This window comes from Micromonospora sp. Llam0 (assembly GCF_003751085.1).
In the GTDB taxonomy this organism is placed as follows: domain Bacteria; phylum Actinomycetota; class Actinomycetes; order Mycobacteriales; family Micromonosporaceae; genus Micromonospora_E.
Window position 1 is genome coordinate 1,569,166 of record NZ_RJJY01000002.1, and the last position, 12,445, is coordinate 1,581,610.

At 71.8% G+C, this 12,445-nt stretch carries 13 protein-coding genes; 2 read left to right on the top strand and 11 right to left on the bottom strand.

Annotated elements, in window-relative coordinates; genetic code table 11:
• Nucleotides 1-6: 6 nt before the first annotated feature.
• The 7 genes from EDC02_RS34550 to EDC02_RS34580 all read right to left on the bottom strand — a co-directional run bounded on the left by EDC02_RS34550 (nucleotide 7) and on the right by EDC02_RS34580 (nucleotide 8,350).
• Nucleotides 7-3,195: an FG-GAP repeat protein gene (locus tag EDC02_RS34550; RefSeq protein ID WP_123606351.1), complete on the bottom strand. Its 3,189-nt coding sequence runs from the start codon at nucleotides 3,193-3,195 to the stop codon at nucleotides 7-9.
• Nucleotides 3,196-3,294: 99 nt separating this feature from the next.
• Nucleotides 3,295-4,077 carry an ABC transporter ATP-binding protein gene (locus EDC02_RS34555; RefSeq protein ID WP_123606352.1) on the bottom strand — a complete coding sequence of 261 codons (783 nt, stop codon included), beginning with the start codon at nucleotides 4,075-4,077 and terminating at the stop codon, nucleotides 3,295-3,297.
• Complete coding sequence (locus EDC02_RS34560; protein WP_123606353.1) at nucleotides 4,074-5,138, bottom strand: iron ABC transporter permease; 1,065 nt, start codon at nucleotides 5,136-5,138, stop codon at nucleotides 4,074-4,076. Before EDC02_RS34560 ends, EDC02_RS34555 begins: the two co-directional genes overlap by 4 nt.
• Entirely contained in the window at nucleotides 5,135-5,917 is a 783-nt protein-coding gene (locus EDC02_RS34565; protein ID WP_199758019.1) for a class I SAM-dependent methyltransferase, read from the bottom strand. The genes EDC02_RS34560 and EDC02_RS34565 overlap by 4 nt, the downstream gene beginning before the upstream one ends.
• A gap of 11 nt (nucleotides 5,918-5,928) precedes the next feature.
• Nucleotides 5,929-6,939 (bottom strand): ABC transporter substrate-binding protein, encoded by a 1,011-nt coding sequence (locus tag EDC02_RS34570; protein WP_199758020.1) that lies wholly within the window; start codon nucleotides 6,937-6,939, stop codon nucleotides 5,929-5,931.
• 50 nt (nucleotides 6,940-6,989) lie between these two features.
• Nucleotides 6,990-7,646, bottom strand: a complete 657-nt coding sequence (locus tag EDC02_RS34575) for an NADPH-dependent F420 reductase (protein ID WP_123606354.1) — start codon at nucleotides 7,644-7,646, stop codon at nucleotides 6,990-6,992.
• A 17-nt stretch (nucleotides 7,647-7,663) separates the two neighbouring features.
• Nucleotides 7,664-8,350, bottom strand: a complete 687-nt coding sequence (locus tag EDC02_RS34580; RefSeq protein ID WP_123606355.1) for an SDR family NAD(P)-dependent oxidoreductase — start codon at nucleotides 8,348-8,350, stop codon at nucleotides 7,664-7,666.
• Nucleotides 8,351-8,485: 135 nt separating this feature from the next.
• Here EDC02_RS34580 and EDC02_RS34585 point away from each other — a divergent pair, with 135 nt between their 5' ends.
• Nucleotides 8,486-9,097, top strand: a complete 612-nt coding sequence (locus EDC02_RS34585; RefSeq protein ID WP_123606356.1) for a TetR/AcrR family transcriptional regulator — start codon at nucleotides 8,486-8,488, stop codon at nucleotides 9,095-9,097.
• Nucleotides 9,098-9,158: 61 nt separating this feature from the next.
• On the opposite strand, the gene EDC02_RS34590 is transcribed toward EDC02_RS34585, so the two are convergent.
• The 4 genes from EDC02_RS34590 to EDC02_RS34605 all read right to left on the bottom strand — a co-directional run bounded on the left by EDC02_RS34590 (nucleotide 9,159) and on the right by EDC02_RS34605 (nucleotide 11,782).
• Entirely contained in the window at nucleotides 9,159-10,001 is an 843-nt protein-coding gene (locus tag EDC02_RS34590; RefSeq protein WP_199758021.1) for a glutaminyl-peptide cyclotransferase, read from the bottom strand.
• 124 nt (nucleotides 10,002-10,125) lie between these two features.
• Nucleotides 10,126-11,109, bottom strand: a complete 984-nt coding sequence (locus tag EDC02_RS34595) for an NAD(P)-dependent alcohol dehydrogenase (RefSeq protein ID WP_123607383.1) — start codon at nucleotides 11,107-11,109, stop codon at nucleotides 10,126-10,128.
• A 32-nt stretch (nucleotides 11,110-11,141) separates the two neighbouring features.
• Complete coding sequence (locus EDC02_RS34600; protein ID WP_123606357.1) at nucleotides 11,142-11,429, bottom strand: hypothetical protein; 288 nt, start codon at nucleotides 11,427-11,429, stop codon at nucleotides 11,142-11,144.
• Nucleotides 11,429-11,782, bottom strand: coding sequence for a winged helix-turn-helix domain-containing protein (locus EDC02_RS34605; RefSeq protein WP_123606358.1), 354 nt, complete (start codon nucleotides 11,780-11,782; stop codon nucleotides 11,429-11,431). The genes EDC02_RS34600 and EDC02_RS34605 overlap by 1 nt, the downstream gene beginning before the upstream one ends.
• 135 nt (nucleotides 11,783-11,917) lie before the next feature.
• On the opposite strand from EDC02_RS34605, the gene EDC02_RS34610 reads away from it, so the two are divergent.
• Nucleotides 11,918-12,412 (top strand): NUDIX domain-containing protein, encoded by a 495-nt coding sequence (locus EDC02_RS34610; RefSeq protein ID WP_233606592.1) that lies wholly within the window; start codon nucleotides 11,918-11,920, stop codon nucleotides 12,410-12,412.
• Nucleotides 12,413-12,445 lie beyond the last annotated feature (33 nt).

Genomic DNA, 12,445 nt, shown 5'->3' on the forward strand with positions numbered 1-12,445 from the left:
TGGCCATCACTCGACCGCCGTCCCGAAGGCGACCGCTCCGGCGGGGAAGCCGCCATCGCCGGCCCGCCAGACGTGCTCGGGCGTCGCCGACCCGCCGGCCAGCGTCGACCAGGGGATGGCGTAGACCGCCTGGTCGGAGTACGGGCTGGCAATGTACAGATGGGTCTGGTTGCCGGCGATCGCCAGGCCGAGTAGTTCCTGCGCGGCCGGTGCCCCGGGCAGGGCACCGGACACCCGTTCCACGGTCGCGTAGCCGGTGATCGGGTCCGCGGCCGCACCGAACACCCGGATCACTCCGGCGTCGGCGGCTGACCCGGTGTCCTCACCGGGGGCGCCGACAGCCAGCAGCAGGTTCTGCGCGGTCGCGGCCGATCCGGGTGCCAGGTTGACGAGGTGGACCCGCTCACCGAAGTAGTCGCCCTCCTCGTCGCCGCTGGGTATGCCGACGATGTGCTGGGCGAGGACCGGCAGTTCGGTGAATCCGCTGTCGGTGACGTGGAACCGTTGTACGACGCCGGTGTCGGCGATGCCGGCGGTACCGTACTCCTTACCGGGAGCGCCGACGGCGAGGAACGAGTCGGTCCCGCCGACGGGTGCGCCGGCCGCCCGGTAGTCGACCATGGACAGCGACTTGCCGAACGTGTCGTTCGCGGTCGAGGTCCCCCACACGCCGGCCTGGTCCTGGTCGATCGCGCCAACCAGGGTGGGGCGGCCGGAGGTGTACTGGTGGCTGAAGACGTTGACCGCGCCGGCGAAGACCTCGGCGCCGATCGCCTCGCCCGGCGAGCCGATGGCGAAGTGGTGGCTCGACGCGGCCAGCGCATAGCCGGTCCTGTCGTCGTTCTCCAGCGCGCCGACCACACCGTTGCCGCCCTGGCTGAGCAGGATGTTCGCGGTGCCTCTCAGGTAGTGCACCACGCCGGTGTCGACTGCGGTGCCGACGTCCTCGCCGGGGGCGCCGATCAGCAGAAACGGCTCACCGACCACGGTGTGCCCGGCGGCGAGGGAGAACCCGAACCAGTCGCCGGCCTCGGTTGTCTCCGGGAACTCCGACTGACTCTGGTGCAGCATGATCGACGACGGGCCACCGGCGAGCCCGTCCGTGGAGCCGAGCAGCAGGTACACCAAGCCGCCGTCGGCCTGTCCGCCGAGATCGTCGTACGGCACCCCGACGGCCAGGTCGGTGCAGCCGTCGTTGTTCACGTCGTAACTGGCCAACGCCGCGCCGAACTGGTCGCCGGCCCCGGCGGCCCCGGATCCCTGGATGTTGTTCTCGTGCAGGGTGTCGACGGTGCCGCTGCCGCCGTAGCGCACGTGCACCTGGCCGGCCTCGGCCTGCCCGGCGACGGTGGCTTCCGGGTCAGCGATCGCCACGTCGGCCACTCCGTCGCCGTCGTAATCGTTGGCGACTCCGCCGACGCAGCCTTCCGCTGGTGGCACGGTCACGTAGACGGTCATCTCGCAGAAGTCGGACCATACGGCGCTGCCGCTGACGCCGTCGTCGGCCCGCACCCGCCACTGGTAGCGGCCACCGTCGAGGAACGCGCCGGCCGGCACGGTGACGCTCGCGGTGGCACCGGAGGGGACGGTGCCGACTGTCTGGCCGCCGAGCGGCGCCGTGGCGCCGACCGCCCACCATTCAAACTCGACCGACATCGCGGTGCCGTCGTCGTCGGCGACGCTGGCCTGGAGCTGCGGGGTCAAGGTGTTGACCAGTGGCCGGTTGGTGCCGGTGACGCAGGCGGTGGCCGGCACCGTCGACCGGGCGGTCACCGTCGGCCACGAGTTGTACGTAACGACGGCGTACGGCACCTGTGAGGAAGCGGAGGTGTCCCGGGAGCGGAACTGCTTGAAGGTGGCGGTGTCGGTTTCGTCGGTGGCCCGGATGCCCATGTGGGCCTGGCTCGCCCCGGCGGTCGCGGCCCGTTGGAAGAACCCGGTGCCGCTGATCGTCGACCAGCCGTCGTCGCAGCTGGAGTCGTAGCCCTTGGTCATGGTGGAGCTGGCTTCGCGGTGCAGCCACTGCGGCTGGTTGGTCCACCGGGTGGCGGTGCTGGCCGCGCCGGTGGACCAGATCTCCCATGCCTTCGGGGTGCAGGTGTGCGACCACCAGTTCCAGAAGTGGACGGTCGCCGAGTTGATCTGCTTGCCGGCGAGCACCGCCGCGTTCCAGGTGACGAACGATCGGGTGATCGTCGGTGGGCTGGTGGCGAGCAGCCCGATCTGCAGGTCGTCGGTGCCGCTCTGGTTCGTGGTGACGCTTTCCCGTACGTACGCGTCGAAGGTGGTGGACAGTGGGTTGACCGTCGGGTCGAGGGTCACCGGGTAGACGGTGTCGGGCGAGTCCAGCCAGTCGGCGGCGGGGCGCAGCACGAGGTCGACGCCGTCGGCGCGGGCGGTGACCGTGGTGTCGATCGGTGCCGTGCGGGCCGGTGTGCCGGCCGGGGTGGTCTGCGCGTCCCACATAGCGGGTGCCGGGATGGTGGCGGTGGTTTCGCCGTCGGCACCGGTCAGGGTGACGCCACCGAGTTCGTCGTGGCGGTGCCCGGCGATGCCCGGCCCGGTCAGCAGGAGGGGGATCTCGCGGATCCGGTCTGCCGCGTCGCGGTCGTGCACAGTGAGCAGTTGCTCGAACCCGGTCCGGGTGGCCCGCACCACGAGGTCCACATCGGGCAGCACATCGGGGTAGGTGGCGACAGGTCCGTCGAGCCGTGGCTCCGGTAGTGCGCCGGTCCAGCTCATCGCAACTCGGGCGTCGTCGTGGCCGACGGCGGCCAGCTCGTGGGTGCCGGCCGGGCGGGCACCGGAGATCTGTAGGTCGTTCGGGTGTGCGGCAGGCGCGACGGTGCCGTCGGCGGCCCGGCTCAGCCGCAGGTCGACCGGCACCCACGCGCCGTCGCGGCGGACCCGGACGACGTCGGCGGAGATCCGTGCCTCGAGTTGGCCGTCCGGGCGGGCCCACACCTCGGTCGTCTCCGAGGTCTGCCCGTCGACGCGGACCGGTGCGCCGCTCTCCCGGGCGGCCTGCAGTGCTCGCCCCTGCATCGTGCTGGGTGCGGCGAGGACCGCGTCGAACCGCCCTGGTTCCTCGGCGGTGATCACGGTCGCGACGGTCAGTAGCAGTGCCGCTGCGGTCGCCACCGCCACCGCTCGCCGCCGTGCGCCTCTGAATGCGCGCCATTGAACGACTGCCATCCGGTCCTCCCCCGTAGAGACCACCGAAAGTCAAGTGGATCGCGACGCTACGGGGCTGATCGCTCACTGTCAATGAGTAAGCGGTGGTTCCTGATCCAGCTAGCCTGAGTGGACTGATTCGATGCTCTGACGTAGATGGACGCGGGTATGACCGACCGGGTCCACATCGATGTCGGCGGTCACCTGGTAGACCTCGGCGATCCGGGCTGGCGTCAGCACCTGCGCCGGTGGGCCGGCGGCCATTACCCGGCCAGCGTGCAGCAGCACGATCTGATCGCAGAACCGTGCCGCCAGGTTGAGGTCGTGCAGCGCCGTCACCACGGTGACCGGTTCCCGCGCCAGCCGGTGCAGCAGCTCCAGCTGGTGGCGGATGTCCAGGTGGTTGGTCGGCTCGTCAAGCAGCAGCACCTGCGGCTGTTGCAGCAGCGCACGGGCGATGTCGACCCGCTGCCGCTCCCCGCCGGACAGCGTCGACCAGCGCCGGTCGGCGAAACCGGCCAACCCGGCGTCGGCCAGCGCCTGCTCGGCGGCGGCGACCTCCGCCGCCGTGGTCGCGGCGAGCAGCGGCCGGTGCGGGATCCGGGCCAGCAGCAGTACGTCACGTACCGACATGTCCACGTCGGCCGCCGTGTGCTGGGTGACCAGTGCCAACGTCCGGGCCAGTGCCCGGCGGGGCATGGACCGGGTGTCGACCCCGTCGAGCAGCACCCGGCCGGTGTCCGGCCGCTGCAGGCCGGCGAGCACCCGCAGCAGGCTGGACTTGCCGGAGCCGTTCGGGCCGAGCAGCCCGACCAGGGTGCCGGCGGGCGCGTCGAGGGTGACGTCGGCGAGCAGCGGCTTCCCGCGTACCGCCCAGCTGATCTTCTCGGCGCGCAGTCTCATGCCGGCGCCTGCCGACGGCGGATGAGCAGTGCGAACGCCGGCACCCCGAGCAGTGCGGTGACCACCCCGACGGGCACCTCCTGCGGCGCGAACACGGTCCGGGCGGCGGTGTCCGCCCAGATCAGGAAGGTGGCGCCGATGATCGCGCAGGTGGGCAGCAGGATCCGGTGCCGGGAGCCGACCAGGAACCGGGCGGCGTGCGGCACGGTCAACCCGACGAAGCCGATCGCGCCGCTGGCCGCGACGAGGACCGCCGCCAGCAACGCCGTGGTGGTGAACAGCGCCGCCCGGACCTTCGCCGGGGCGAAACCGAGGGACTGGGCGATGTCGGTGCCGTAGGTGAACGCGTCGAGCGCCGGCGTGGCGGCCCAGCAGATCAGGACAGCCACGGTGGTGACCGCGGCGGCCAGCGCCACCGACGGCCAGCTGGCCATGGTCAGCGAGCCGAGCAGCCAGAAGGTGACGCCCCGGGTCTGCTGCGGTGAGGCGGCCGAGACCACGATCAGGCTGGTGACGGCGGCGAAGAGTTGGCCGACGGCGACCCCGGCGAGCAGGATCCGGGACGGTTCGGTCCATCGGCGGCCGGCCATGGCCAGGGCGGCGGCGAACGCGGCGACGGCGCCGACGAACGCCCCGCCGGTGAGCGCGGCGGTGCCGACGCCGAGGCCGAAGACCAGCACCGACACCGCGCCGGTCGACGCTCCGGCAGAGATGCCCAGCAGGTACGGGTCGGCCAGTGGGTTACGGGTCAACGCTTGCAGGACCGCGCCGCAGACCGCGAGGCCGCCGCCGACCAGGCTGGCGAGCAGCACCCGAGGGGTACGCAGGTTCCACACGATACTGTCGGCCAGCGGCGGCAGCCCGGTCACCGGCAGTCCGAGGTGGACGGCGTGGGTGCGGAACACGTCGGCGACGGTCAGGTCGGCGGTGCCAATGGTGGTCGCGGCGGCGACGCTCAGGGTCAGGACGGCCAGGGCCAGGACGAGGACCGGCCCCCGGGTGCGGGCACCCCGTGCTGCCCGCACCCGGGTGGGACTCGCCCGTGGCGGCGCGATGGTCATCGGTGGGCGAAGACCACGTAGTCGTCGAGGTACTGCCAGATGGTGCCGACTTCGGCGAATCCGGCGGTACGCAGCGCGGCGAGGTGAAACTGCAGCGGCGAGTCCGGCTGCTGCGGCCGGTCGACGAAGCGCCGCTGCCGCTCGTCGGTCAGGGCGGCGAGGGCGGGGGTGCGGGCCGCCTCGGCGTGCCAGGCGTCGTAGCGCAGCGCTCCGGCGGCGAAGCCGGCCTGCTGGGTCTGCTCGTCGTGCTGCCGGGCCAGCGTCGCCAGGGTCGGCTGCTCGGGGCCGAACCGCAGGTGGTCGGCGTTGAGCAGGATTCCGCCGGGGCGTAGCAGCCGGGCGGCGGCGGTGTAGACGGCGAGCAGTTGCGCCGGGGAGAGCCAGTGCAGGGCGGTGGAGCTGACCACCGCGTCGACGGTGTCGACGCCGAGCCGGTCGGCCCAGTCGTCGGCGACCAGGTCGAGGTCGCGTACGTCGGCGCGGTCGCCGTGGTCGGCGAGCGCGGCGGTGGCGATGCGCAGCAGCATCGGGTCGTAGTCGACGGCGACGCAGCGGGCGGCGGGCAGTTCGGTGAGCACCCGGTCGGTGAGGGCGCCGGGTCCGCAGGCCAGGTCGAGTACGGTCGCCGGCCGGTCGCCGAGGTGCAGGCGCAGCACGTCGCGCATCGCCTGGAAGCGGTTCTCCCGGTGGGCGACGTACGCGGCCTGCTGGGTGTCCCACAGGTCGAGCAGTCGACGCGCGTCGGCCGGGGTGAACTGGTCGGTCATCAGGTCGGTCATCAGATTGTTCCTCAGGAGTCGGTGAGCTGGGCGAGGCCGGCGGCGACCGCTTCGACGGCGGTGACGCTGCGTACGGACGGGTCCATCGACGAACCGGAGACGGTGATGAACCGGCCGGCCTTGACGGCGTCGAGTTCGGCGGTGGTCGGGTTGCTCCGCAGGTAGTCGATCTTGGCCTGGGCGCTGTCGCCGTCGCCGCCCCGGGTCAGGTCGGCCAGCACGATGACGTCGGGGTTGCGGGCGGCGATCTCCTCCCAGCTGCCGGCCGGCCAGGTCTGTTCGGCGTCACCGTAGGCGTTGGTGACCCCGAGCTGGGTGCTGATCGCGTCGGGCAGGCCGCCGGATCCGGCGACGTACGGGGTGGCGGTGCCGGAGTAGTACCAGAGCAGGCTGGTGTCGGCCGGTGCGGTGGCGGCCGCGGTGGCGGCGTCGAGCCGGCCACGCTGGTCGGCGACGAGTGCCTCACCCCGCTCGGTGACGCCGAAGATGGTGGCGATCTCGGTGATCTCGGCGAAGATGCCGTCGAAGTCGACCGCGCTCTCGCCGGTAGCTGGGTCCTCGCAGGCGAAGCGGGACAGGTAGGCGGGCACGTCGAGGGCGGCCAGGTCGGCGCGCGGGCCGGCGGCCTCCGGGCTGTACGCGGAGGTGAAGGTGGAGTAGACGAAGTCGGGCGCGGCGTCGAGGACGGCTTCGCGGTTGGGGTAGAGGTCGGCGAGCACCGGTACGGCCGCGTAGTCGTCGGCGAGTTCGGGCAGCACCGGGTCGGTCTGGTAGCTGGTGCCGATCATGCGGTCGGCCAGGCCGAGGCTGAGCAGGATCTCGGTGGCGTTCTGCTCCATGGCGAGGGCCCGGCGCGGCGGTGCGGCGATGGTCAGCGTGGTGCCGCAGTTGGTGATCTCGACGACGTCGGCCGCCGGGGTCGTGGCGGTGCCGGCGTCGGCGTCGGGGCTGGCGGTGGCGCAGCCGGCCAGGCCGACCGCCAGCACCACCGCCAGCCCAACGGAAACGGTAACGGTTTTCATGTCGGCAAGCTAGCATGGTCAAACCGCAGGTCAACCCAGGGGTCCGCAGGTCAGCCCGGGATCACACGCCGCGCCTTCCTCAGGTTGACAATCAACTCGTCACGGTTCTGATGTGCGTGCCGGAGCCAGGCGGGTTGGCCCGGACCACTGCGCCAGGACTCGCTCAGCGGGCTGTTGTCGACGGTGTCGAACCCGAACTGGTCGTACAGCCGGGTCACCAGTGCCACGGCGTCCGGGAAGTTGCTCGACACCGACAGCGCCAGCCGGTCGGGGGCACCCGCCGGCCGGCCGGCGGTGAGCAGCCGGGGAGCCTGGATGTGGGTGAACGCCTTGGCGACCTTGGACGTCGGGAGTTGTTCCTGACGTAGTTCGTGGACCGTTTTCTCTCCGGAGTCGAGGACCGGGATGTTGCCGTCGCGCCAGACCATGTAGTTGTTGGTGTCCAGCACGATCTTGCCCGCGAGTTCGTCGACCGGCATGTCGTTGACGATCTTGAGAGGCACCGCCACGACGGCGAAGTCGCCGGCGGCCGCGGCCTGCGCGGCGGACGCCGCCCGCGCCGCCGGGCCGAGCTCGGCGACGAGACCGGCCAGCGTCTCTGGTCCCCGGGAGTTCGCGATGACGACCTGGTATCCGACCGACACCGCCGCCCGCGCGATCTGGCTGCCGACCTCGCCGGCACCGATGATCCCGATCGTCGTTGTCACCGTCCCTCTCCTGCTCGTTACCAGCTCAGCGGACCGGACTCGTCGTGCAGGGTCCCAGTTGGACCGTCGGCGTCGAGGGTGGCCCAGTGCACGATGACCCTGGCGCTGTCCGCCGCCGGCCGTCCACCGCTCATGGCGGCCGTCATGTCGGTGGCGGTGAAGCCGGGTTCGACCGCGTTGAACCTGATGCCCGGCTCGGACTTGGCGTACTGGACGGTAAGCATGGTGGCCGCCGCCTTGGACGCCGCGTACAGCGCCGCAGGTAGACCGAACTCCGGGCGCTGCGGATTGGTCACCGCCCAGAAGGAACCCATGCTGCTCGACACCGTGACCACCGTGGGGTTCGCGGCCTTGCGCAGCAGCGGCAGCGCCGCCTCGGTGACGCGGTAGATCCCGACCACGTTGGTGTCGAACACCCGCAGGGCCGCCGGCCCGTCGACCGCGTCGAGTCCGAGTACGCCCGCGTTGTTCACCAGGATGTCGAGGCGGCCCTCGGCCGAGGCGACCACCGCCAGGGCTTCGCGTACCGATGCGTCGTCGGTGACGTCGAGTTGCACGAACCGCGCGCCCAGCGTCGCGGCGGCCCGCTCACCCCGCTCGACGTCGCGGGCGCCCAGGTAGACGGTGTGGCCCAACGCGAGAAGCTGCCGGGCGGTCTCGAAGCCCAGACCCTTGTTGGCGCCGGTGACCAGTGCGACTGACATGTGTCTCCTCCCAGCGGCGGCGGAACCGGTCCGCCCCTCATTCTGTACCGATCGGTTGGGAGGAACCGTAACAGATTCTGTACCGATCGGTTGGTGAGCCCGGTCACGATCTGTACCGAGCGGTAAAGTGGGCGCATGGGCACAGGGACACACCCCGCCGGCCGACCCCGGGCCTTCGACGAGGAGGCGGTCCTCGACCGGGCCACGGAGGTCTTCTGGCGGCACGGCTACGAAGGCGCCTCGCTGAGCACCCTCACCGCCGCGATGGGCATCAACCGGCCGAGCCTGTACGCCGCGTTCGGCAGCAAGGAGCAGCTGTTCCAGCGCGCCCTCGCCCGCTACCAGGACGCTCAGCTGGCCACCGTGCGCACCGCGCTCGACCAGCCCACCGCGTACGCCGCGATAGAAGCTCTCCTGCGCGCCAGCGCCGACGGCCTCACCGCCGACAGCCACCCGGCCGGCTGTTTCTCCGTCCAGGGCGGCCTGAGCTGCTCGCCGGAGAACGCCCGGATCTCCGAGATGCTGGCCGCCGGCCGGGCCGCCACCGAAGCCGCCGTGGCCGCACGGCTGGCCCGCGCGGCCGAGGACGGCGACCTGCCCGACGGGGTGGACGCCCGGGCGCTGGCCCGGTTCGTGATGGCGCTCAGCGAGGGACACGCCGTCCAGGCGGCGGCCGGCGCCAGCCGCGAGGAGCTGCAGGCCTCCGTCGACATCGCGCTCCGCGCCGTCGTCGGTGCACCACGCTGACCAGCGGCTACCGGGCGGCGCCGCCGGCGCCGGGCCAGAACTCAGGAGCCCGGGCCAGGGCTCAGGAGCCCGAGACGAACCGGACCCGGAACAGCGCCGGCCAGTACTTGCCGGTGATCAGGAAATCATCGGTGCCGGGCACCGCCGCGATGCCGTTGAGCACGTCCACTCCGGCCCGCTCCGCACCGGTCAGCAGGTCACCGGCGTCGACCTCGGCGACCACCTGCCCGGTCGCCGGGTCGATCCGGACGATCTCGTCGGTCCGCCAGACGTTCGCCCAGACCTGGCCGTCGACGCACTCCAGCTCGTTGATGTCGCGCAGCGGCGTACCGTCGCGGGTCACCGTGACCGACCCGGTCGGCTCGAACGTGGCCGGGTCACGAAAGGTGAGCCGGTCGGTGCCGTCGCTCATCACCAGCCGGTCCCCGGCGTCGTCGTGGCAGATGCCCCAGCCCTCGCCGTCGTAGGTCACCTCGCGCAGCACGTCGAGGGTTTCCCGGTCGCGCTCGTACGCGACCCCCTCCCGCCAGGTGATCTGCCAGATCCGCGACTCCAGCACGGTGATGCCCTCGCCGAAGGCGGTGTCCGGCAGGCTCACCCGGCGCCGCACCGTACCGCTGGCCAGGTCGACGACCCGCAGCTCGGACTCGCCGTACTGGCCGGTGCCCTCGTACAGGTCCGAACCGGCCAGCTCCAACCCCTGGGTGAATGCGGCGGTGTCGTGCGGATAGCGGGCCAGCACCTCGACCCGCAACTGCTCGGTGGGCGCGGCCGACGCGGCCCGCTCGGGGACGACCGGCACCAGCGCCGGCTCGGCCGACCGCGACCCGGTGCATCCCGCCGTGGCGGCGACCGCCGCGACGGCGGTCAGCAGCGTTACGACCCGTCGCCGATCCAGCAGCACGCCACTCACCTCCGATCCGCCGACGCTGCGCTCCCGCGCACGGCTCGACCCCGCTGTCGGGTCGACGACAAGTGTCGCGCACCGGCGGCCCGGCCGGGTACCGGAGCCGGCCACCGCGTGTCGATCATGACCCGTCCGGGGTCACCTCGACGACGATCTTCGACCGGGGATGCTCCTCGACGAAGAACCGCACCGCCTCGGCCGCGCGGTCCAGCGGAAACGTCCGCTCCACCGGGAGGACCATCCGGCCGGCCTCGATCAACTCGGTCAACTCCCGCAGCGGCTGCTGCCCGGGCGCGGACAGGAACCCGGTCACCCGTTGGCTGACGAACGGTGCCCAGACCTTCGACCGCAGCAGCCGGCCCACCGGGCCGAACCAGCGACTACCCGTACCGCCGCACAGGACCAGCGTTCCGCGCGGGGTCAGCGCCCGGCGGCAGTCGGTCAGCCGGTGCCGACCCGCCACATCGAAGATCAGATCCCACTGCCGGCCCGACCGGGTGAAGTCCTCCCGGGTGTAGTCGATCACGTCGTCCGCGCCGAGTGAGCGCACCAGGTCGACGTTGCGGTCCCGGCAGACCCCGGTGACCTCGGCACCGAGCGCCTTGGCGAGCTGCACCGCGAAGGTGCCGACCCCGCCGGAGGCGCCGTTGACCAGCACCCGTTGACCGGGCTGGAGCCGGCCGTGGTCCCGCAACCCCTGCCAGGCGGTGACGCCGGCGAGCGGCACCGTCGCTGCCTGCACCGGGGTGACGTTGGCCGGGGTACGCCAGGCCCGGTCGGCGGGAACGGCGGCGTACTCGGCGAAGCTGCCGCTGTCGATCTCGGCGTACACCCGGTCGCCGGGCCGGAAGTCGGAGACCGCCGCGCCAACCGCGACGACCTCGCCGGTGACGTCGCGCCCGCGCACCTTCGCCCGGGGGCCGGACAGGCCGAAGGCCAACCGGGCGAGGTACGGCTCACCGGTGACGAACACCAGGTCGGCGTAGTTGATCGAGGCAGCCTGTACCCGTACCAGCAGGTCCTTGTCCGTGATGGACGGACACGGCAGCCGCCGCACGGTCAGCACCTCGGCGGACCCGTAGCGGTCCTGGACGACGGCCCGCATGGTGTCGGTGACCGGGGTGGTCCGACCGGCGCTCATTCGACGGTCCGCAGAATCTGCTCGATGGCGCTGGTCCGGGTCCGCAGCTCCGCCAGATCGGCCGCGACCCGCTGCTGCGTGTCGACCGAGTTCTCGGCGAGCTGCTCGTAGCGGCGCACCAGCTGGCGCATCGCCTCCTCCTGACCGGCCAGGGTCCGGGTCTTGCGGAACTCATGCAAAGTGGACAGGATCGCGATGACCAGGATGACGGCCAGCGCCATCGCCCCGAGGACGAGGGTCGTCTCCGGCCAGCTTGATGCGGCCTGCGCCGCGTTGGCGTACATCAGGACTTCTCCTTACGCGCGGGGCCCGCTGCCGACGGGTCCGGTCCGGTGAGGGTCGCCGCCGCCGCGGCGAGCATCGACGGGGTCAGGTGCAGGGTGAAATCGGCGACTTCGTAGTACTTCATGGCTTTGCCGTCCTCGGACAGCTCGAGACTCCCGACGATCAGGCCGGCGGCTTCCAGCCGCTGCAGGTGCATGTGCAGCAGCGGCCGGCTGATGCCGATCTCGCGGGAGAGGTGGCTGACGTAGTCCCGACCGGCGGCGAGCCGGCCGATGATCCGCAGCCGCAGCGGGTTGGCCAGCGCCGCCAGCTTCTCGACCAGATCGTCGCCGGAGGGCGTGGCCGATGTCATCGCTCTCCTTCACGTGTCATGTTTTTCTGACAGGTGAAAGCGTAACAGGTCAGGGCCAGCCCGCCAACGGGCGTGGAGCAGTTGCAGTCGTCCGGCCACGCGAACGTCGGCGCCCGCCTCGCCTAAGGTTGATCCATGGCCAGCATCTCCTGGGCGGACTCGTACCTCGGGCAACTGCGGGCGCTGGCCGGCGACCGTACCCTGATGTTCGTCGGTGCCCGCTGTGTGGTCCGCGACGCCGACGACCGGGTCCTGCTGATCCGGCGGTCGGACAACGGGCTGTGGGCGCTACCGGCCGGCGCGATGGAGCTCGGCGAGTCGATCGCCGGCTGCGCCGCCCGGGAGGTCTTCGAGGAGACCGGGCTGCGGGCCGCCGGGGTCACCCCGTTCGCCATGCACACCGGCGCCGACTACACCTTCACCAACATGTTCGACGACACGTACCAGCTGTTCGTGGTCTGCTTCCGGGTCGACGGCTTCGCCGGCGAGCTGCTGACCGTCACCGACGAGACCACCGACGCCGGGTTCTTCGCTTCCGCCGCGATGCCGGCGCCGTTGGCCGGCACCGTCGGCGAGACCCTCACCGACCTGGCCGCCTTCGAGCACTCCGGCCAGCTGGTGTTGAAGTAGACCCGGAGCGGACCGGACCATCCGGCCCGGTCC